The 20,962-nt window shown below is 63.2% G+C and carries 22 protein-coding genes; 20 read left to right on the top strand and 2 right to left on the bottom strand.

Annotation, left to right across the window (positions count from 1 at the left end; translation table 11 throughout):
- Positions 1–6 precede the first annotated feature (6 nt).
- Positions 7–1,401, bottom strand: a complete 1,395-nt coding sequence (locus EEB15_RS06105; RefSeq protein ID WP_141508727.1) for an MmgE/PrpD family protein — start codon at positions 1,399–1,401, stop codon at positions 7–9.
- 223 nt (positions 1,402–1,624) lie between these two features.
- On the opposite strand from EEB15_RS06105, the gene EEB15_RS06100 reads away from it, so the two are divergent.
- Genes EEB15_RS06100 through EEB15_RS06060 form a run of 9 tightly spaced genes read left to right on the top strand, consistent with a single transcriptional unit; the run spans position 1,625 to position 8,693 of the window.
- Entirely contained in the window at positions 1,625–2,599 is a 975-nt protein-coding gene (locus EEB15_RS06100; RefSeq protein WP_158290003.1) for a tripartite tricarboxylate transporter substrate-binding protein, read from the top strand.
- Positions 2,600–2,646: 47 nt separating this feature from the next.
- Complete coding sequence (locus tag EEB15_RS06095; protein WP_141508723.1) at positions 2,647–3,207, top strand: OsmC family protein; 561 nt, start codon at positions 2,647–2,649, stop codon at positions 3,205–3,207.
- An 11-nt stretch (positions 3,208–3,218) separates the two neighbouring features.
- On the top strand, positions 3,219–3,590 hold the full coding sequence (locus EEB15_RS06090; RefSeq protein WP_141508721.1) for a carboxymuconolactone decarboxylase family protein: 372 nt from the start codon (positions 3,219–3,221) through the stop codon (positions 3,588–3,590).
- Positions 3,587–4,411: a CoA transferase subunit A gene (locus EEB15_RS06085; RefSeq protein ID WP_233259377.1), complete on the top strand. Its 825-nt coding sequence runs from the start codon at positions 3,587–3,589 to the stop codon at positions 4,409–4,411. The genes EEB15_RS06090 and EEB15_RS06085 overlap by 4 nt, the downstream gene beginning before the upstream one ends.
- Positions 4,408–5,148: a CoA-transferase gene (locus EEB15_RS06080; RefSeq protein WP_141508717.1), complete on the top strand. Its 741-nt coding sequence runs from the start codon at positions 4,408–4,410 to the stop codon at positions 5,146–5,148. Before EEB15_RS06085 ends, EEB15_RS06080 begins: the two co-directional genes overlap by 4 nt.
- Complete coding sequence (locus EEB15_RS06075; protein ID WP_141508715.1) at positions 5,145–6,374, top strand: CaiB/BaiF CoA-transferase family protein; 1,230 nt, start codon at positions 5,145–5,147, stop codon at positions 6,372–6,374. The genes EEB15_RS06080 and EEB15_RS06075 overlap by 4 nt, the downstream gene beginning before the upstream one ends.
- A gap of 2 nt (positions 6,375–6,376) precedes the next feature.
- Positions 6,377–7,378, top strand: coding sequence for a tripartite tricarboxylate transporter substrate-binding protein (locus EEB15_RS06070; protein WP_141508713.1), 1,002 nt, complete (start codon positions 6,377–6,379; stop codon positions 7,376–7,378).
- Positions 7,378–7,716: a hypothetical protein gene (locus tag EEB15_RS34570; protein ID WP_141508711.1), complete on the top strand. Its 339-nt coding sequence runs from the start codon at positions 7,378–7,380 to the stop codon at positions 7,714–7,716. Before EEB15_RS06070 ends, EEB15_RS34570 begins: the two co-directional genes overlap by 1 nt.
- 2 nt (positions 7,717–7,718) lie before the next feature.
- Positions 7,719–8,693 (top strand): tripartite tricarboxylate transporter substrate binding protein, encoded by a 975-nt coding sequence (locus EEB15_RS06060; RefSeq protein WP_233259376.1) that lies wholly within the window; start codon positions 7,719–7,721, stop codon positions 8,691–8,693.
- Positions 8,694–8,775: 82 nt separating this feature from the next.
- Here the strand turns inward: EEB15_RS06060 and EEB15_RS06055 are convergent, their stop codons facing one another.
- On the bottom strand, positions 8,776–9,696 hold the full coding sequence (locus EEB15_RS06055; RefSeq protein WP_141508708.1) for a LysR family transcriptional regulator: 921 nt from the start codon (positions 9,694–9,696) through the stop codon (positions 8,776–8,778).
- On the opposite strand from EEB15_RS06055, the gene EEB15_RS06050 reads away from it, so the two are divergent.
- The 11 genes from EEB15_RS06050 (at position 9,683) to EEB15_RS06000 (ending at position 20,934) form a co-directional block, all read left to right on the top strand.
- Positions 9,683–10,468 (top strand): RraA family protein, encoded by a 786-nt coding sequence (locus tag EEB15_RS06050; protein ID WP_233259375.1) that lies wholly within the window; start codon positions 9,683–9,685, stop codon positions 10,466–10,468. The genes EEB15_RS06055 and EEB15_RS06050 overlap by 14 nt on opposite strands.
- Positions 10,465–11,862, top strand: a complete 1,398-nt coding sequence (locus EEB15_RS06045; RefSeq protein ID WP_141508706.1) for an amidase — start codon at positions 10,465–10,467, stop codon at positions 11,860–11,862. Before EEB15_RS06050 ends, EEB15_RS06045 begins: the two co-directional genes overlap by 4 nt.
- Positions 11,863–11,905: 43 nt before the next feature.
- Entirely contained in the window at positions 11,906–12,886 is a 981-nt protein-coding gene (locus EEB15_RS06040) for a tripartite tricarboxylate transporter substrate binding protein (RefSeq protein ID WP_141508704.1), read from the top strand.
- An 83-nt stretch (positions 12,887–12,969) separates the two neighbouring features.
- On the top strand, positions 12,970–13,800 hold the full coding sequence (locus EEB15_RS06035; RefSeq protein WP_370283399.1) for an alpha/beta fold hydrolase: 831 nt from the start codon (positions 12,970–12,972) through the stop codon (positions 13,798–13,800).
- Positions 13,801–13,903: 103 nt separating this feature from the next.
- The gene (locus EEB15_RS06030) at positions 13,904–15,043 is read left to right on the top strand and encodes a branched-chain amino acid ABC transporter substrate-binding protein (RefSeq protein ID WP_141508703.1); all 1,140 of its coding nucleotides are present in this window, start codon (positions 13,904–13,906) and stop codon (positions 15,041–15,043) included.
- A 31-nt stretch (positions 15,044–15,074) separates the two neighbouring features.
- On the top strand, positions 15,075–16,046 hold the full coding sequence (locus EEB15_RS06025) for a tripartite tricarboxylate transporter substrate binding protein (RefSeq protein WP_141508701.1): 972 nt from the start codon (positions 15,075–15,077) through the stop codon (positions 16,044–16,046).
- Positions 16,018–16,731, top strand: a complete 714-nt coding sequence (pxpB, locus tag EEB15_RS06020; protein ID WP_141508699.1) for a 5-oxoprolinase subunit PxpB — start codon at positions 16,018–16,020, stop codon at positions 16,729–16,731. The genes EEB15_RS06025 and pxpB overlap by 29 nt, the downstream gene beginning before the upstream one ends.
- Positions 16,728–17,795 carry a biotin-dependent carboxyltransferase family protein gene (locus tag EEB15_RS06015; protein WP_141508697.1) on the top strand — a complete coding sequence of 356 codons (1,068 nt, stop codon included), beginning with the start codon at positions 16,728–16,730 and terminating at the stop codon, positions 17,793–17,795. Before pxpB ends, EEB15_RS06015 begins: the two co-directional genes overlap by 4 nt.
- Positions 17,792–18,265: a LysR family transcriptional regulator gene (locus tag EEB15_RS06010; RefSeq protein ID WP_370283397.1), complete on the top strand. Its 474-nt coding sequence runs from the start codon at positions 17,792–17,794 to the stop codon at positions 18,263–18,265. Before EEB15_RS06015 ends, EEB15_RS06010 begins: the two co-directional genes overlap by 4 nt.
- 52 nt (positions 18,266–18,317) lie before the next feature.
- Positions 18,318–19,481: an MFS transporter gene (locus EEB15_RS06005; protein WP_141508696.1), complete on the top strand. Its 1,164-nt coding sequence runs from the start codon at positions 18,318–18,320 to the stop codon at positions 19,479–19,481.
- A gap of 538 nt (positions 19,482–20,019) precedes the next feature.
- Positions 20,020–20,934: a DNA-binding protein gene (locus tag EEB15_RS06000; RefSeq protein ID WP_141508694.1), complete on the top strand. Its 915-nt coding sequence runs from the start codon at positions 20,020–20,022 to the stop codon at positions 20,932–20,934.
- Positions 20,935–20,962: the final 28 nt, after the last annotated feature.

Here is a 20,962-nt window from a genome sequence, read left to right as displayed (position 1 = left end):
TGTACGTCAGGTGAGGAAGTCGACCAGCTCGCCGATGTCGGAGACATTGTCGAGGTCCAGGCACAGCTCGACGACCCGGTCAATCGACTGCTTGCTCATCTTATTGATGGAGTACCCGGCGCAGTCGCGGAACTTCGCGACCAGTTGCTCCTGCGACATGGGGTTCTCCGGGGCGCCCAGGCCGTGATCCACCCTCTCGGTGTACGACTTGCCGTCGGTCGTGTGGATGGTGACGATCGCAGGCTCGACGCCCACCGAGCGGCTGATCCGCTCGTCGAACACCCACTCCACCTTGCCGACCATCGCTAGCACCTGCGGGTTGGCGAGGTTTTCGGTGAGGAAACTCGCGAGGTCGATGTTGCCGTACACGAGGCAGGCCGCAACGGGGTAGGGCACGCTGAACTTCGCGTCGGAAGTAAGGGTGGGGCGTTTACGCGACTGCTCGGGCAGGCACAGGTGCTTGCCCAGCGTGCCGACTTTCAGCTCGACCTTGGCCACGCGCTGGGGCGTGATGTCGTGCTTCGCGATCAGGGCCCGCGTCGCGTCGATGTAAGGATGCGTCTGGCGGCACGACGGATAGGGCTTGATCGAGATGCTCGTGCCCTCGTAGCGGTCGCCCATCTTCACGTCCACGTACTTGGGGTCGTACTTGCCGCGGAAGAACAGGTCGTAGAAGCCGTATTCGCCCTCGAGCGCGTTCCTGCCGCCGCCGTTGACGCCCTTCTCGGTGAGCAGCGCGGAGAGGACACCGGCTTTGTTGTTGAACGATTGGTAGATGAGGCGCACGTCGGAGCCGCCTTCGACGAAGTGCTGCCCGCTGCCGGAGACCTGCGTGTAGGCCAAGCCCATGCAGCCGACCATCTGGTCCTTGGACAGGCCCAGGATCTTGCCCGCGGCGACCGCCGAGCCGAAGTAGCCGAAGGTCATCGGCGCAAGCAGGCCCGCCTCGGAGATGCCCGTCGGCGCGGCGGATCCCATCCGGCTCACGAGGTCGTTGCCGACTGCGATGGCGGTGATGAGGTCCCTGCCGGTCTTGCCGCCGAGCTTCTCCATGACGGCCAATGCGGCCGGGAGGCACGAAGCCGTCGGGTGCAGGGTGCTCGGATCGTGCGTGTCGTCGAAGTCCAGCGAATGGACCGTGGCGCCGTTCGCGTACGCAGCCATCATGGCGGGCACCTTGCCGCCGAATCCCAGGATGGTCGCTTCTTCCCGCCCGCCGCTTTCCTTGACGAACTCGACGATTTCCCTGACCTTGGGGCCGAGCGTGGTGCCGGCGAGCAGCACGCCGAAAGTGTCAAGGATGCCGTGCTTCGTCGCGAGGACTTCCTGTTGAGTCAGGTCCTCGTAGCGTGTCTCGACGGCACGGTGGGCGAGCTTGACGGCGGCATCGACTTTTTCCATAGCGCGAATCTCCAGTGTTGGCTGGCGAGACTTTCGCCGCGGGCGTGGGGCGCGTCCATTCTTTATCCCGGAACGGTTCGATATGGCGCGCCTATCGCGCTGCCATAGGCGCGGCGTATCGACCCGTTCGGTTATTCGAAATTTACAGGTCTCCCGCGAAGAATCACAGTTGGCTCGAGGCCTGCGGTTGCAGCGTCACTTTCCATCCGAGGAGCTTTCTTCCATGATCCAGCGTCGTCAACTGATCGGCACCGCCGGTGGCCTCGCGTTGTTATCCGCCGTGGGACAGGCGGCCGCTCAACCAAAGCCCGGCAACATCAAGATCATCTGCGGGTATGCCCCCGGTGGAACGACCGACCAGCTGTGCCGCCAGGTGGCCGCGAAGCTGTCGCCCGGCTACGTGCCTTCTGTGATCGTCGAGAACAAGACCGGCGCCCAGGCAGTGATCTCGGTTGCGTACGTGAAGCAGCAGCCCGCCGACGGGTCGCACATCCTGCAGGCGACCTTCACCATGTTCTCGCTGTTCCCGCAGGTCTACAAGAACCTGCAGTACGAAGCCGCCGACTTCGTGCCGCTCACGGCCGGCTGCCAGGTGGAATACGCTTTCGCCGTCGGCCCCATGGTGCCGCCGTCCATCCGCACGGTGCAGGAGTACGTGGCCTGGACGAAGCGCGACCCGAGGAACGCCACTTTTGCCGCCATCGGACAGCTCCCCACCATCGTGGGCCTGCTGCTGGGCAAGGCGTCGAATGTCGAGCTGGTGCAGGTGCAGTACAAGGGTGGCGCGCCGGCGGTGCAGGACACCATGGCTGGCAACATCCCGGGCGTGGTGACGACGATCGGTGACATCGTTCCTTTCTTGGGTGACAAATTGCGGCTGCTCGCAACGACCGGCGACAAGCGCAATACCTTGACGCCCAACGTGCCGACTTTCGTGGAACAGGGCGTTGCGGATGTGGTGGTCAAGAACTATTTCGCGTTCTTCGCCCATGCCAAGACTCCTGCCGAGCTGGTGGCGAGCCACAGCGCCGCCATCCGCGCGGCGCTCGCGCAGAAGGATGTGGTCGACGCGCTGGCCCGCGTCGCCCTGGACCCGTTGCCGACGGATCCGAACCAGACCGCGGAACTCCTTGCGAAGGACCGCGTGCAGTGGGCCGCATACATCAAGCGCGTCAACTACCAGCCTCCCGCGGCCTGACCGACCTCCCCAAATCATTCATCGCCATCACCGAACCGAAGGACACCATGAGCAACCTCAACGAATACCTGGAACAGAAACGGCTTGCGATGGAAGCACGCGATGCCAAGCATGCGCGCGGCGAACTGCTTCCGATGACGCTCAATGCCAAAGTGACGGCCGAAGGCCGCAGCGGCATCCGGCATATCCGCATCCGTGACCACCACATCATCAACGACAGCCCGTATGACTTCGCCGGCTACGACCTGGGCCCGAGCTCGCCGGAGACGATGATGGGCGTGCTGGGCGCGTGCGTCGTCCACATCTGTGAGATGCAGGCCTCCGTGCGCCGCATCCCGCTGGAATCCATCGAAGTGGAAGTGAACGGCACGTACGACCCGCGCGCGGGCAAGCCGGGGTTCGAGAACCTGCCGGTGCACCCGACCGACATCAACTACGTGGTGAATGTGTCGTCGCCGGCATCGAACGAACAGATCAAGGAACTGTTCGAGGCGGTGGAGCAGACCTGCCCCGTCCTGAGCCTGGTCAAGAACCCGCAGCATGTGCGCGCGACGATCAACCACACCCGCACGGGCGCCGCGAAAGCAGCGAAGCCTGTCGCGGCCTGAAGGTACACGTCATGGGCTTGAAAAACTGGATCGAGGAACTGAAGGCCAGCCGACTCGCCGGCAGTGCGTTGATGAAGGCATCGCCGAAGCTGATGGAGGCTTTCCAGCACCTGGGCGCGGCGCAGAACGGCGCCGGCGCCATCGATCGCAAGACGCGCGAGCTGATCGCGCTGGCGGTGGCGGTGACGACGCGCTGCGAGACGTGCATCGCCGGGCACGTGAAGGCCGCCGTGGCGGCCGGCGTGACGCGAGCGGAACTGGCCGATGCCATGGGCACCGCGATCGCCATGAATGCCGGTGCCGCTTACGCCTATTCCGTGCGCGCGTTCGACGCCTACGAGCAGTTCAGCGAGGAAGCGAAGGCCAAGGCAGCCCTGCAATGATGACTCCCGCCACTGTCGAGCAGCTCGCCGCGTCGATCCCAGATGGCTCGATGGTCGCCCTGCCGTCGGACATGTCGGGCGTGTCGATGAGCCTCACACGCGCTCTCGTGCGGCGCGGGGTGCGCGGTCTTCACCTGGTGTGCCTGCCGACATCGGGCATGCAGGCCGACCTCCTGATCGGCGCCGGTTGCGTGGGCACGGTGGAAACGTCCGGCATCACCCTGGGCGAGTTCGGCTCAGCCCGCAGGTTCCAGGCCGCGCTCAAGTCCGGAGAGGTCCGCGTGCTGGACGCGACGTGTCCCGCGGTGCACGCGGGCTTTCGCGCCGCGGCGGCGGGCCTTCCTTTCATGGCCATGCGCGGACTACTCGGGACCGACTTGCTCGCCAACCGGCCCGACTGGCAGGTGATCGACAACCCCTTCGCGCAAGAGAAGGACCCGCTCGTCCTGCTGCCCGCGATCCGGCCGGAATTCGCGATGTTCCATGCTCCTTACGCGGACCGCAACGGCAACGTGTTCATCGGCGCCCGACGCGAGTTTCTGGTCATGGCGCAGGCCGCGAACCGCACGCTCGTCACTGTCGAGGAAATCCGCGACATCGACCTGCTCGCGCGGGAAGAGACGGCGGCCGGCTGCCTGGCGGCCGCCTACGGCGCCGAAGTCGCGATCGCGAAGCGTGGTGCATGGCCGCTCGCGTTGTGGGACCTGTACGAAGCCGACGCCGCGCACCTGAAGCTCTATACGGAGATGTCGCGCAGCGAAGCCGACTTCCAGTCCTATCTCGACAAGCATGTCTTCAGCCCGGAGATGGGGCCGTCATGAGCGTGCTGCAGACAAACGCGCAGGAGCTCCTGATCGATGTCATCGCGAAGCTGCTGGAGGGTTGCCGCATCGTGGCGACCGGCGCTTCTTCGCCGATTCCCGCCGCGGGCGCACTGCTGGCGCGCGCGAAATCCAAGACGCCCATGTATCTCGGGATACTCGGGAGCAACCGTCACAATTTCATCCGAACCGGCGGCGAGCTGTTCGACCTGGCGGCGCAGGGACGCCTGGATGCGTTCTTCCTGAGCGGCGGGCAGATCGACGGCCAGGCCAACATCAACCTCGTTGGCGCCGGCGGCGAGTACCCGCGAACCGATGTGCGCTGGCCGGGCTCTTTCGGTTCAGGGCAGCTGTACTACCTGGTACCGCGGGTGATCCTCTTTCGCGAGGAGCACTCGCGGCGCGTATTCGTGCCCAGGGTGGATTTCATTTCGTCGTGCGGGCCGAAGAACGATGGCACGTACCGACCCGGCGGCCCCGTGGGGCTGCTCACGCCCCTGTGCTGGTTCTCGTTCGACCGCGCGCGGCTGCGCTTTCGCCTGGCGAGCATTCACCCGGGCCACACCATCGAGGAAGTGCGGGACAACACCGGCTTCGACTTCGAGTGCCCCGGCCAGGTGCCGCAGACGCCGGCGCCTGACGGCGAAACGCTGGCGCTGCTGCGCGGGCGCGTCGCCGCGGAGCTCGCTGAAACGTATCCGCAATTCGTCAACCGGGTCTTTGGAAAAACATCGTGAAAAGACTACCCCTTGCCGGCATTCGCGTGCTGGACCTCAGCCGCATCCTCGCGGCGCCGCTCGCGGCCCAGTCGTTGGGCGACCTTGGCGCCGAGGTCATCAAGGTGGAACGTCCGGGCAAGGGAGACGAATCCCGCCACTGGGGGCCGCCCTTCCTGAAGGACCGCGACGGCAACGACACGCGCGAGTCGCCGATGTACCTCAGCGCCAACCGCAACAAGCGGTCGCTGACCATCGACATCGCCAGGCCGGAAGGCCAGCGCCTCGTGCACCAGCTCGCCGCGCAGTGCGACGTGTTGATCGAGAACTACAAGGTGGGCGACCTCCAGCGCTACGGCCTGGACTACGAATCCATTCGCAAGACGAACCCGAAGATCGTATATTGCTCGGTGACCGGTTACGGACAGACCGGCCCGTATGCAAAGCGGCCGGGCTACGACACGGTGTTCCAGGCCATGGGCGGGTTGATGAGCGTGACCGGACTGCCCGACGGTGTGCCCGGCGGCGGGCCGATGAAGACGGGACCGAGCATCTCGGACTTTATCGCTGGCCAATACGCCACGACGGGAGTGATCGCGGCCCTGTACGAACGCGAGACGTTTTCGGGCGAGGGCCAGCACATCGACATCGCGTTGCTGGATTGCACGATCGCCGCGCAGGCGCACTATGTCGCGACGTACCTCACCACGGGCATCGTTCCGCAGCGCAGAGGCACCGAAGGCAATGGCGGCCTGCCGTCCCAGGCCTTCGAATGCGCGGACCGCAGCATCGTGGTGATCTGCGGCAGCGAGGCGCAGTACAAGAGTTTCTGCGAAGTTCTGCGCCACCCCGAGCTGGCCGGTGATCCGCGTTTCTCGACGAACGCGAAGCGCCTTGCGCATCGCGCCGACCTCGCGTCTGCATTCAACGCGCTCACGCGCACCTGGCAGTCGGACGAGCTGCTGGCGCAACTCGAGGCCGCCGGAGTTCCAGGCGGCCCGATCTACACCTATCCCGAGATGTTCGCGGATGCGCAGGTGGCGCAGCGTGAACTCACGTTCGAGGCCGAGCACGTCCAGGGCGGGGCGGTGAAGTTCCTGGGCAATCCCATCAAGTTCACGGGCATGGAAACCCGTCCTCCCGTTGCTCCGCCGACTCTCGGCCAGCACACGGACGAAGTGCTGCGAGACGTTCTTCAACTTGGGGAATCCGACATTGCAGCGTTGCGCGCTGCGGGAGTGATCTAAGCATGAGCGCTATCGACAAGACTTTCGGCTCGCGACGCCGGGACATCATTGCTGTCGCGGGCACCTTGCCCCTTCTCGCCGCGGCCGGTGCACTGCACGCGCAGCAGAAGTTTCCGTTGTTGAAGATCGTTTGCACGTTCGCACCTGGAGGCACTACCGACCTTCTCAGCCGAAAGGTGGCGCTGAACATGCCGGCGGGCTACGCGGGTTCCGTGATCGTCGAGAACAAGGCCGGGGCGGCAGGGCAGGTTGGCGTGAGCTATGTCAGGACACTGCCCACGGACGGCAGCGTCATCCTGCAAACTGCGATGACGATGTTCACGCTGTCGCAGCATGTGCAGAAGGATCCGTTGCCGTACGACCCCGTTGCGGACTTCATTCCGCTGACGGCAGGCTGCTGCATGGATTACGCCTACGCCGTCGGGCCGATGGTGCCTGCCTCGGTGCGCACGGTGCCCGAGTACCTTGCGTGGGTGAGGCGCGATGCAAAGCACGCGACGGTCGCCACGGCAGGTGTCGTGTCGCTCATCGTCGGCGCGGTGCTGGGCAAGGCCGCCGGGATCGATCTCGTGAATGTTTCCTATAAGGGTGGCGCTCTGGCGGTACAGGACACGATCGCGGGCAACGTGCCCGCGCTGGTGACGACGCTCGGAGATGTGCTGCCGCACCTGGGGGAAGGCAGGCTGCGCCTGATCGCGGTGACAAGCGACAAGCGCAGCCCGTTCGTGCCGAACGTTGCGACCTTCGCGGAGCAGGGTGTGGCGGACATGGTTCACAGGGTGTACTTCTCATTCTTCGCGCATGCGAAGATGCCTGCCGAAGTCATCGCGGCACACAGCGCGGCGCTGCGCGCTTCGCTGAAGCAGCAGGACGTGGTGGACTCGCTGGGCCGCGCCACGATGGAAGTGGTGGCGACGGACCTCAAGGAAACGTCCGAGCTGTTCTCCCGCGACCGTGCGAAGTGGGCGGCACTCATCGCAAAAGTCGGATACAAGCCGACCTGATGCACGGATCGCGTTTGTCCAGCAACAGGTACGAGGCGCTCATATCCCAATACCCTCAATCGCAATTCGGCGTGAGTTTGCGCGGGCCCTACAACGGCGGACCGGGCAGCATCAACGTGACGATCACCGTCGGCGGCATGCTCGTGAACCCGGGCGACGCGGTGGACGGAGACTCAGACGGCCTCGTGGCCTTTCTGGCGGGCAGCGCTGCAGAAGTCCCTGCTATGGCACGAGAAAAGGCTCGGCAGGAGCAGCAAACCATCGCGGCCATTTGCGCGGGCACTTGCGCGGCGCCATTGGCCGTTGCCACCATCAATCAAAAAACTTCAAGGACATGACTGTGAATCGCACAAACTTCTCTCGCCGCAATGCGGCGGCCGCATGCCTGTTGACTCTCTGCAGCACGTGGGCGCTTGCAGCGTGGCCATCCGACGATCGCCCCATCAAGATTTTGGTGCCGTGGCCGGCCGGAGGCGCCACCGACCAGGTAGGCCGCATGTTGGCGCAGCCGCTGTCGCAAGCGCTCGGCGTGCCGGTCGTGGTCGACAACAAAGGCGGCGCAGGCGGAGTGATCGGCACACAGCAGTTCGTTAAGGAAAAGGCTGACGGCCATGTCATCCTTCTCGCAACAAGCTCCACCAACGCCGCGGCGCCGCATTTGTATGCGAAGTTGGGCTACCAGCCCGTCAGCGACTTCACGCCGGTGGTGTCGCTGTGCGAGATCCCGAACATCATGGTGGTTCCCGCGAAGTCGCGCTGGAACTCGCTCAAGGACATCGTGAGCGCCGCGAAGAAGGAGCCTGGCAAGTACACGTATGGCTCGTCCGGCATTGGCGGATCGCAACACCTTGCCGGCGCGCAGTTCAAGACGGCCACCGGGCTCGACGTCCGCCATGTGCCCTACAAGGGCAGCGGCCCGGCGGCGCAAGACCTCATCGCCGGACATATCGACATGATGCTCGACACTGGCTCGCTGGGCAGCATCAAGGGCGGATTGCTCCGGCCGCTGGCAGTAGCTTCCCAGAAGCGCCTGCCAGCGTTGCCGGATGTGCCTACGTTCAAGGAGGCCGGGACGCCCATGCTGGCGTCGGCGTGGTACGGCCTGATGCTGCCCGCGAACGCTCCCGCTGAAGCGGTGGCGCGCCTCAACGCGGAAGTGAACAAGATCCTGCGCAATCCCGAGATTCAAGCCAAGCTGACCGGCATGGGCGCCATTGTCTTAGGCGGAACCGCACAAGAGTTCGGCAGGTTCGCCGCTTCGGAGGTGAAGCGGTACGAGACCATCGTGCGCGACTCTGGGGCGCCGAAGGAATAGGTGCGCTGTTCATGGACGATTCATTCCTTGCTGCGCGGCCGTTAACGCGTTCTGCAACGCGACGACCAAACCGTAACCGAGCCTACTCGGCGGGTTGCCGAAGGAAGAACTGGGCCGAGCTGAGCACGTTCTTCGCGACGTCGACGATCGTCGCAACACCGGCGTCCTGCTTCTCGACCAGATAGGAGATGTAGTAGGCGATAGGCGGCAGAGGCGGCTCCGCCTCAACCAGCTTCAGCGTTCCGAGCTTCAGCTTCTCGAAGACGACTGGAACGGGAAGGGCCGCGATAGCGTGCCCCTCCTGGACCAGACTCATGATCATCGCGAGGGAATTGCAGGTGTTCAGATGATGCAGATCCGTTCCCGCTTTGCTGAGCCAATCTCGCGCCACGAAATGCAGCACCGACGGCGGTGGATTGGTCACGACAGGCACGGAAGCGGCATCGCTCGGGGAAAGCGGAAGGTGCGCCAACTCCATGCCCGATGCCGCCACCCATGCCACTTGCACCCAGCCGAGCAGTTCGTCGGAAACATGGGGGCGCGCGACGGGGCTCGTCTGCAGCGCCACATCGAGTTCACGCCGATTGAGCTTCTCGTGGAGCACCTTGCTGCGCTCGATGCTCAGATCGACGCGAAGCGCCGGATAACGCACCCTCAGCTGACGAAGGATTTCGGACACAGCGACCGCCGCCGAGGATTCGTCGGCGCCGAGTCGCAGGACCCCGTCGAGAGGCGGCACCTCATGCTGTCCGCGCCGCTCCAATTCTTCGCCCAGTTTCAGGATTCGCTGCGCGTCCTGGAGAACTTCCCGGCCCGCAGGCGTCAGCTGAACGCCTTGCTGGCTGCGACTGAGCAGCGCAATCCCGAGGATGTCTTCGAGCTCTTTGACCCGGGCCGTGATGGCGGGCTGGCTAACGAACAGATGCTTGGCGGCCGCATTGACCGTTCCGAGGGTCGCGGCCCAATAAAAAGCCTCCATCTGCCGAAAGGTGATTCGCAACATCAGTTTTGTTTATAGCCAGGGGGAGAAATATGTGTCTTTTCGGTTGGTCGCTGCACTCATAGAGTTGATTTCCAACGCAACTGTTTTGAAGGACCGCACCTTGTTCATTCTGAATGATCTTCCGCCGCAAGTCGATGCGGCACTGCTCGATCTTCTCGTCACCGCCGAGCCGGCAGTCATCGGCCACTTTCGGCACACCGGGTTCATGGCGCCCTCCATCCGCGCACATTTCCAGGATCGCCGCATCGCCGGCACGGCCGTCACCGTTCGCGTGCCGGGGATGGATGGTTCGATGGTTCACCACGCCGTCGGCAAGGCGCGCCGCGGCGACATCATCGTCATCGACCGCTGCGGGGACGAGATGATCGCCACCATGGGCGGCGCAGTGGCGTACGCGGCCAAGGTTGCCGGCGTTGCCGGCATCATCGTCGACGGGCTGGTCACCGACCTCGGCGAGCTGCGCCAGTACGGCGTGCCGGTGTGGTCTAAGGGGACCTCCGCGGTCACCGTCAAGAGCCTCGGCCTCGGCGGCGAATTCTGCGTCCCTGTGACCTGCGGGTCGGTGGCAGTCAACCCAGGCGACGCGATCCTCGCGGACGAGAACGGCGTCCTGGTCATACCGGCCGCCGACATCGAGGCGAGCGCGCGACGCGCGCTGAAGATGATGAGCGACGAGAAGCTCACGTTGAAGCGACTCGACGCGGGCGAGAAGTATCCTGACATCGTGGGGACGTCCGCATTGATCGCGAAGGCGATGGGAGCGCAGGCGTGAACCTGGCCACTCAAATCCTCGCCGCAGGGTTCCCCAGCCTCGTTTCCATGGGGGAAATGCTCCGCTCCGGCGCATGCACATCGGTCGACCTGACGCAGTACGCGCTCGCGCGCATTCGGAAGCTCGACGAACACCTACATGCCTTCGTTGGCGTCTACGCCGATGAAGCACTACGTGCGGCCGAGGCAGCAGACCGTCTGATCGGCGCCGGCTACTGGCTGGGACCGTTGCACGGCATCCCCGTTGCACTGAAGGACAACATCGATGTGAGCGGCCGTGCCAGTACGGCAGGGTCGTCGTTGCGAGTGGACGAAATTGCCGTTGCCGATGCATGGATCACAAGGCGTTTGCTGGAGTGCGGCGCGGTGATTGTCGGCAAGACGCACATGGTCGAGTTCGCCCTCGGCGCATGGGGCGCGAACGAATACATGGGCGCTCCGCGCAATCCGTGGGGCCACTCGGAGCACCTGTCCCCGGGCGGATCGAGCAGCGGGTCCGCGGTGGCAGTCGCTGCGGGCATGGTGCCGCTGTCTATCGGAACCGACACGGGGGCTTCGGTACGCGTGCCGGCCGCGCTGTGCGGCATCACCGGGCTCAAGCCAACGATAGGTCGCCTGCGCAGCGACGGTGTCGTGCCGCTGAGCACCACACTGGACAGCGTGGGCCTGCTCGCTCAGACCGCTGAGGACGCGGCGCTGATGTTTTCCGCTCTCACCGGGGACGAGCGCTCGTTTCCCGCAGCGGAACTGCAAGAAGGCACGACTGCGTCGCTCCATGGCCTGCGGGTCGGGTACTTGGCGGACAGCGACCTCGAAGGCCTTCAGCCGGAGATCAAAACGGCCTACGCGCGCGCGCTGTCGACCTTCCGAGAGCAGCGAGCTGATTTGCGCGAATTGGTTCTGCCCACGACCTTCGATGACTTCGCTGACGTCGCCAGTTCCATCATGCTGTCGGAAGCGGCGGCGAGCTGGGGACACCTGGCACTGGATGACTCGCTCAAGATGGACCCCTCCGTGCGGCCGAGGATCGTGGCGGGGTCGAAGTTCTCTTCCGTGAAGTACGTCAACGCCTGCAGACGGCGCGCGGAACTCAAGGCGCGATTTGCCGAGTCGTTCGGCGATTTGGACGTGTTCCTGACGCCGACGACGCAGTGGACAGCCCGCCCGCTCGCCACTGTTGATCACGCGGTGCCTCCGGTTCGATACGCCCGCATCGGAAACCTGCTGGATCTCTGCGGCATTTCCGTGCAGATGGGCGAGGACGACAAGGGCTTGCCGATTGGCCTGCAGATCGCTGGCCCCACCGACGCGGATGCCCGCATCCTCGGCGTCGCTCGCAGCTATCAATCCTGCACGTCATGGCACCAACGCAGATGGATATCAAGTCACCACTGAGCTTTGTACCCCGCCTTTCATTCACACATCAATTGCCAACTCCATGAACACACTCATTCGTACCCTTGCAACTGCCGCGGTCGCGACAGCCTCGATGCTCGCGGGTGCTGCCATCGCAGCCGACGAGTACCCTTCCAAACCCGTTCGCCTGGTCGTCCCATTCCCTCCCGGGGGGAGCATCGACATGGTGGCCCGGATGCTTGGCCAGAAGCTGTCCGAAGAGCTGCGGCAGCCGGTCATCGTCGACAACCGGCCGGGCGCAAGCGGAAACATCGGCATGGACCATGTGGCGAAGTCGCCGAAGGACGGCTACACGCTGGTGATGGCGCCGTTCAGCCTGGCTACCAACGCGCACCTGTTCCAGAAACTGTCTTTCGATCCGCTGAAGGATCTTGCGCCCATCATTCGGGTGGCGGACCAACCGAACGTACTGATCGTGAATCCGGCCAAGGTGCAGGCCAACACCGTAGGCGAACTGGTCGCGCATCTTCGTGCGAACCCGGGCAAGCTGAGCTTCGGCACCTCCGGCGTCGGCAACCCGCAGGACCTCTCGGCGCGAATCTTCATGGTTGCGACGCGCACCGAGATGGTCAATGTGGCCTACAAAGGCGGCGCACCGGCGCTTGCGGACCTGGTCGGCGGCCACATCGATCTCATGTTCGAGACGTCACCGACCGCTGTTCCCTACGTCAAGAGCGGGAAGTTGAAGGCGCTCGCGGTCACCAGCGACAAGCGTCTGCCGACACTGCCGGACGTTCCCACGGTGGCGGAAGCGGGCATTCCCAACTACAAGGCCGTGTACTGGATGGGGCTGCTCGCCCCTGGGGGCACTCCGGCGCCCATCGTTCAGCGACTGAATGCGGTCACGCAAAAAGTCCTGTCTGCTCCGGACGTCCAGAAGCAGCTTGGGGAGATCAGCCTCTATCCGGCCGGCGGATCGGCCGCCGACTTCGCCGAGTTCATCCGCGCCGAGTCCACGTTCTACGGGAAGTTGGTCAAGGACTTGAACATCCCGCAGCAGTAGTCACCAAATACGCGCGTCCCCCCAACTCCCTTCACACCGGCTAGCCGAAACGGATGAACTGCAAATGCACGAAGAAGATCACGATGAAATGTGAGTTCGCCAAGTCCAAGGCCGCTCTTCGTGTCGACGGCGTCGATCTGGAGGTCGCATCGATTCATCGCGCAGGGAAGCTCGAACCGATCGTGTTCCTTCACGGATTCGGTTCAACGAAGGAGGACTACGCCGACATCGTTCGTCACGACGTATTCACTGGGCATCCCTTCCTTGCCTATGACGCGCCTGGATGCGGCGAGACCGAGTGCAGTGATCTGTCCCGGGTATCGATCCCATTTTTGGTCGAAACGGTACTGGCAATGCTTGAGAAGCAGGGATACGAGCGATTTCACCTCGTCGGGCACTCGATGGGGGGACTCACCGCATTGATGCTGGCCAACAAGTACCCCCAACGGATACTGAGCTTGGTCAACATTGAGGGCAATCTCGATCCCCAGGACTGCTTCTTGAGTCGGCAGATCCTGGACTATCCACAGCCGGACGCCGCGCGCTTCTTTGACGATTTCATTGAACGAGTCCGCCACTCGCCAGCTTACGCAAGTGCGCTGTACGCGGCCAGCCTGCGCCACAAAGTTCGAGCTGCCGCAGTGCGAGGCATCTTCGAATCCATGGTGGAGCTATCCGACCACGGCGCCTTGACAGAGAAGTTTCTCGCGCTTCCCTGTCCCAAGATGTTCATGTACGGCGACCAAAACGCGACGCTGTCCTACTTGTCACACATTGAGGGCCGCGGAGTGCGTCTGTCGGAGATTCCGCACAGCGGGCACTTTCCGATGTATTCCAACCCAGCCCTGATGTGGCGGGAGATCGGACTGTTTCAGAAGATGGCAAACCGCTTGCCGTCCACGCGCGTCAAGTGAGCAGTTTTGAACGGGACGCTATCCACCGAGCTGGCAGAGGCGCTTGTCCCGTGCGCCACCTTCAATGCCGCGCTCATCAAACCCTAGTTGGAGGAGCTTTCCGATGAACTTTCGAATTCACGTCCTTGCTTTCGCCGTAGCAGTTGCTTCGGGCACGCTGTCGGCCCAGGAACTTGTCGTGAGAATCGGCCATGTGGGGCCCATCAGCGGCGCAATCTCGCATCTGGGAAAGGACAACGAGAACGGTGCGCGAATGGCAATTGACGAGCTCAATGCCAAGGGTGTCCAGATTGGCGGCAAGAAGGCCAGGTTCGAGCTACTGACTGAAGACGACGCCGGAGATCCGAAGCAGGGGACCGCGGCAGCCCAGAAGCTGGTGGATTCCAAGATCAACGGTGTGATCGGCCATCTGAATTCGGGAACCACAATCCCGGCGTCCAGGGTCTACAGCGATGCTGGAATCCCGCAGATATCTCCCTCATCGACCAATCCGAAGTACACGCGCCAGGGCTACAAGACGACCTTCCGCGTTGTTGCCGATGACGTGCAACTGGGACGCACGTTGGGCCGTTACGCCGTCAATGAGCTCAAGGGCAAGTCGATCGCGGTAATCGACGACCGCACGGCGTACGGCCAGGGGGTGGCCGACGAATTCGTCAAGGCTGTCAAGGCGGCTGGCGGCACCATCGCCGAGCAGCAGTACACGACAGACAAGGCCATGGACTTCACGGCCATCCTGACGGCCATCAAGGCGAAGAAGCCCGACATCGTCTTCTTCGGCGGTATGGATGCGGTGGGCGGTCCCATGCTGCGGCAGATGAAACAACTGGGTGTCGATGCAAAGTTCATGGGCGGTGATGGCATCTGCTCAGGTGAACTGCCCAAACTGGCTGGTGAATCCATTGGCGACGGTCAGGTTGTATGTGCCGAGGCTGGTGGCGTTGAAGGCTCCAGAAAGGTTGCGATCGACAGGTTCAAGGAAACCTACAAGAAGAAGTTCGGCACTGATGTGCAAATTTATTCGCCGTATTCGTATGACGCCGTCCAGGTGATGGTTGCGGCAATGGTGAAGGCCGGGTCAGCCACTCCTTCCAAGTACTTGCCTGAGCTCGCGAAGACACGGGAATTTAATGGAGTGACTGGCGCAATCTCGTTTGACGACAAAGGCGATATGAAGAACGGCGCTCTAACGCTGTTCACCTACAAAGCGGGCAAACGCGAACAGATCGCAGTCGTTCGTTGAGCGCCCATCCCCATAGATTCAGGAGCAAAAAATGACTTCACTTCTCCGGCGCGCAGTCGCCTTGGCACTCGTTGCGTTCATCCCAGTTGCGTTCGCTGCGGATTTCCCTTCCGGTCCCGTCCGCATCGTCGTGCCGTACTCGCCCGGCGGGTCCACGGATGCCATGGCACGGATGATTGGCCAGAAATTGACCGAACGCCTTGGCCAGCCCGTGGTGGTCGACAACAAGCCGGGCGCCTCCGAGCAGGTGGGCGCCGTCACCGTCGCGAGATCTCCCGCGGATGGCCACACCATCATGCTCGCCACGACGATCGGTCTTGCAATCAATGGCTCGCTCTATAGCAAACTGCAATACGACCCGGTGAAGGATTTCGCGGCCGTCCTGCCGGTGGCTCGCATTGCAAGCGTCCTGGTCGTCAACCCTCAGGTGCCGGCGAACAACATCGAGGAACTCACTGCGTACCTGAAGAAGAATACCGGCAAGCTGAGCTATGGATCTGCGGGCAGCGGCGCGCCGAGTCACCTGGCCATGGAGCTGTACAAGCGGGCCGCGGGGGTGTCCGTTACCCACATTCCGTACAAGGGTGGCGCTCCGGCACTTCAGGACTTGATGGCGGGCAACATCCAGATGATGATCGCCCTGGTTTCAGAGGCTATGCCCTTGGTCAAGGCAGGCAAGCTCAAGGCGCTCGCGATAACCTCTCCTGGCCGCTCCGCGCGCTATCCAGAGCTCGTGCCGGTCGCCGACACAAAAGGGATGAAAGATTTTGAAATCTATCTCTGGTACGCGATGGTTGTACCTGCGCGTACACCCAAGGACGTAGTCGAGAAACTGAACCAGTCCATTAACGCGGTGCTCAGTGAAAAGGAATTCAGAGACAAGCTCGCCGAGATGGACATCGAGCTGGTTGGCGGGCCGGCGGCGAAGGTTGCGGGCATCGTCAGCTCCGAAGGAGCCAAGTGGAAGAAGGTCATTGACGAAGCCGGCATCAGGGTCGATTGAACCTGTTCACCTGCCGACTGTGACCAAGCCACGTTTCTCTGCCTGCGGCGCGGGTGCCCTGTTGATGGATGTGTCCGAAGGATCATTCGACCTTCGGACGCAGCAGCACCTCTGGTTCCTGACCGCGAAGGGCGGTCCCGTGGAGAGGTTGCGTGGCGTGCGCAACGCAGTATTGGGCATCAACAACGTTCTCTTTGCGTTCGACCCCCTCATAGCGGACCTCCCGGAGCTCCAGAATTCGCTCGAGGATGCATGGAGCAGATCGGCACCGCACGAGGGAACCGGGCGGGTGCTGGAGGTGCCGGTCGCCTATGACACGTCACCAGGCTCCGAACTTGAGGGCATCGCCCGGCATGTGCGCTTGAGCATCGACGAAGTGATTCGGCTCCACACGTCAGAGGAATACCACGTCGCGTGCATCGGTAGCGTCCCCGGCTTCGCTTACCTCGTAGGACTGCCGCCCCGGCTCGCCGTTCCGCGGCGCCAAACGCCGCGCGCTCGAGTACCCAAAGGTTCGGTGGCGATCGGTGGTGCGCAGACGGGTGTCATTCCAACGGATATGCCCTCCGGATGGCACATGTTGGGCATGACGGAGCTAGACATGTTCGATTCCTTGCGCGCTGAGCCGTGTCTTCTCGCACCCGGCGATCGCATCCGCTTTTCTGCTCGAGGAGCAGCGTCTTGATCGAGATTCTCAGCAACGGCGCATCGAACCTCGTGGAAGACCTCGGGCGTCCTGCGCATGTGGGCATCGGCGTTAGCGCCGGCGGTGCGATGGACGCTTCCGCTCTTTCGTTGGCGAACTGCATGGTAGGCAACGATGAAACGTCTGCCGGCATCGAGATCAGCACTTTCCCATTCAGAATCAAGCTGCACCAGGACACCTATTTCGCATGCACGGGCGCAGCCACATCGGTGACGCTTCCGCATCGCAACCTGCCAAGCTGGTGGGCGGCTCAAGCTCGGGCGGGAGATGTGTTGAAGGTTGAGGCTCCCACGCACGGCGCCAGAGCCTATCTCGCGTTCACCGGCGGCGTCGACGTGCCGTTAGTTCTCGGTTCTCGCTCGACTGACCTGAAAGGCAGCTTCGGTGGGCTGGAGGGACGCGGCCTCCGCAAAGGTGATCATCTTTCCCTGGTTCAGGAGAACAGCTCGGGGGCGGCCCACACTGGTCCAGTGGGTATCGCGCCCGATTCGCGAATTCAGTTCGCCAGTCAACTGGCCTCCGGGACAGTGAGAATCCGCGTCATGTCGGGGGCGGAGTACAGGCATTTTACTGAGGATGCAGCAACTGCATTCGAGCTCTCGGAGTACAGAGTCACCCCAGACCGCAACCGCCAGGGATACCGTCTGGAAGGGGTTGCGCTGAAGACAAGGCGCACCCTCGATCTGCTGTCGCATGGAATTGTCCCCGGTACCGTGCACGTGCCGCCAGCCGGACAGCCGATCATCCAACTCGCGGAGGCGAACACCTGCGGGGGCTACCCCAAGATCGCCACCGTCATCGAAGCGGACCTGTGGCGGGTTGCGCAGCTGAGGGAGGGGCAGCGTATCCGATTCGAACTGGTCGACCGCGAGGCTGCGGTCAACGCATTGCGCGAACTCGCGCGAGAACACAGCCGCATCCAGCAGGGTCTCGAGCTGATGGGTCGACGACGCGAGGAGTCGCTTCAAGCAATTAACCCAACGAAGCATCGCGAAAAGGTCCTGACTGCAGTGCTGACGCCATCGCGATCGCGATCGCCATGATCTACGGCAAGTCGTCATTGAAGGAGCACTTGTTGGGTACGGCGAGATTCTGTTCGAACTCGGCTGAAATGCTGGCGCGTGCTGTTCCTGCGAGTGAGGGGGTGTCCCCTCCGGAGATCAATTTGGCACGGCTGGATCTTGTCTCCATGCGACTTCTGCTTGAATGTGCCGCTCGCGGCTCACTCTCGGCAGCTGCGTCCCACTGCCATTTATCTGTCGCAGGGGCAAGCCACCGCCTTGCTCGACTGGAGGATGCGCTCGGGACGCAGTTGTTCTATCGTCATCATCGTGGGCTGAAACTCACAGAAGCCGGCGCCGCGGCCACCGGAGCCGCGAAGGCGATGATGCTTGCGGTCGACCAACTTGTGCAAGGCGTTCGGGAAGCTGCGAGGTCGATGCCAACAGGATCGTCGAATACAGGCCGACGCAGAAAGGGCATTGACCAGATCTCATGTTCGGTTTCTGAATGACGCCCAGATCTGACAAGAACGTTTTGCAGGTGTATGCCGTCGAAGCGCTCAAATGAGGGGCGCTTTAAACCCCGTTCTCGCCCGACTCATCGCCGGCCACATCTTCCTGTATGCGTGCATGGCCGGCATGCGTATGGCTGCGCCCCTGCTGGCGCTGCGGCAGGGCCATGGCGAGGTTGCCGTTGGCGTGCTGATGGCGCTGTTTGCGCTAACGCAGGTGTTCTTCGCCCTACCTGCTGGGCGTTATGCCGACCGGCACGGCCTGAAGCGGCCCATGGGGTTAAGTGTGGTGGCTGCGACCTTCGGGGCGGGTTTGGCCGTGGCCTTTCCGGTCTTTTCAGTGCTTTGCCTGAGCGCACTGCTAACCGGAGGCGCGGCCGGCGTCGCGTCGATTGCCTTGCAGCGACATGTCGGCCGGGCAGCGGAGAACCCAACCGAACTCAAGCAGGTGTTCTCGTGGCTCGCTATAGGGCCGGCGATTTCGAACTTCCTGGGGCCGTTCAGCGCCGGCCTGATCATCGACAACGGAGGCTTTCGCGTTGCGTTTTTGCTGATGGCGGCCCTGCCACTGCTGTCTTGGTTCTGGGTGAAGTCGGTACCGGATTTGCCTTGCGTGCCGACGTTGGGCGAGCAGCCCGAAAAGAGGACCTGGGACTTGATACGTGAGCCGATGTTTCGCAGGCTGCTGCTGGTCAATTGGTTACTGTCGTCGTGCTGGGATGTTCACGCGTTTGTCGTGCCGGTACTGGGCCATGAGCGTGGCCTGTCGGCTTCGGTGATCGGTTCAATCCTCGGTGCCTTTGCCGTTGCCTCGGCGCTGGTGCGGGTGGTTCTACCGCTCGTCGCCGCACGCCTGCGCGAATGGGCGGTTATCTCGGCAGCGATGGCGGCAACGGCACTGTTGTTCGGCATCTATCCGCTCCTCCAGGCGCCGCTGGCCATGGGCACGTGTTCTATCCTGCTGGGCGTGGCCCTAGGAACCGTGCAACCGATGATGATGAGCATGCTCCACCAAATTACGCCAGGGCACCGTCACGGTGAGGCAGTCGCGCTGCGGGTCATGGCGGTCAATGTCTCGAGCTTCTCCATGCCGATGCTGTTCGGCCTGGCGGGCACTGCTATCGGCATCTCCGGCGTGTTCTGGATCACCGGTGCGATCGTCGCGGGCGGCATTCGGCTAGCCTTCAAGCTGCGCGACGACCGAACGCAAACGTGACTGCGCCGAAACCCACTCGACCGACCAAGTGGGGATAGCCGCACTGCGCGATCTCGCAGGCCGTGCAGGTCACTAGAAAAGGTATCACGCACGCTGCGGAGGGCTGCCTTCAAGACGTCGTTCTTCGCCGGAGCAGCGCCCCTAGTCTGGCAACAGCGCTTTTCGTAATGGTCGACGGTTTTTGGCCCGAGCCTCTACGCACGGATTCGGCCGGTCTTGTTGTGACTTATCTGAGTGCAGGGGGCGGGCCGTCGAGTCTCGCAATGCGAACCGGCCTGCCCAACCGCGGATTCCCCCCGAACGCATAGCCACACGGTGTTTTGGCCTTTGCAGTCGCAATAGCTGCTAGACCGCACGCGCCTCATTGCCGAAAGCGCTGCCGATTGGGCCAGGATACGGTCGCGAGCGTTGGCCAGTTCGAGCACGATCGGCCTGTTCAGCTTTTTCATATGTGCGATGTATGATCTATTACAAAATTCGATAACTAACCACGATAAATATCTCTTATCGATGGTGAAAAACCGTCCCGGAGACCACTATGCAACCGAAAAGTACGAGAGGCGTGCAGCAGGTCGATGTGAACTTCGCGGCCGATGCGCTATTAGCGGAGCAGCTGCGCCCGACGGTGGAACGGGTGCGTATGAAGCTGGGCCGCGGATCGCCCAACACCGTAGGGCCGCTGCTGGAGAACTGGTTCGCCGGCCTGGCGGCGCGGTTGGGGGTGCGGCCGGAGAACGCCGCCGAGGGCAAGGACACGCCACCGCCGGCATTGCGCCAGGCGCTGTTGGACCTCTGGACCCAAGCACTGACGATGGCGCGCACCGAGGCTGCGGCCGGCGAACAGGAGCGACAGGCCCAACTGGCCAAGGACAGACACGAGCTGGAACAGGCCCGCACCGAGTTGAAGCGCCAAGAGGGCGCCTTGGCCGAACGCAGCGCCACCCTCGAGCAAGCACTTGAGCTGGCCAGGACGCAGCTCAAGGACCAGGCCTCCCAATTGGAGGATGCGGGCAAGCAACTGGCACAGGCGCGCGCCAGCCTGGCACGGCTGGTCGAGGAGCGTGACGCCGACCGCCGGCGCTTCGACGTCCAGGCCGAAGCCGCCAGCCAGGAACGCGAACGGTTGCAGGCACGCGAACAGGCCACTGAACGCCGGTTCCTCGAAGAAGTGGACCGGGCCCGGCAGGAGGCCAAACAGGCACGCGCGGAACTAGGGGAGGCCAAGCGCCGGCACGAAACGGGCTTGGAGGAGGCGCAGCGCGGGAAGGAGGGCGCCATGGAAGCGCAGGCCCAGGGACGGCTGGAGATTGCCGCACTCCGAGAGCGGCTGGCGGCCGCGGAGCAGCGCACGCAGGACCTCCAGCAGCAACTCAGCGTCGTCCGGGCGCCCGCACCCACGGCCAAGGCTGCGAGGAAGTCGGTGGCCGCACGTCGCAAGCCGGCGCGCAGCTAATTGTTAGCTGTTTTTTGCCTGTTTAGCT

The sequence above is a fragment of the Ramlibacter sp. WS9 genome (genome assembly GCF_003797765.1).
Classification (GTDB): domain Bacteria; phylum Pseudomonadota; class Gammaproteobacteria; order Burkholderiales; family Burkholderiaceae_C; genus Ramlibacter.
Note: the sequence above shows the minus strand (reverse complement) of the source record. Positions and strands in the feature narration are given on the sequence as shown.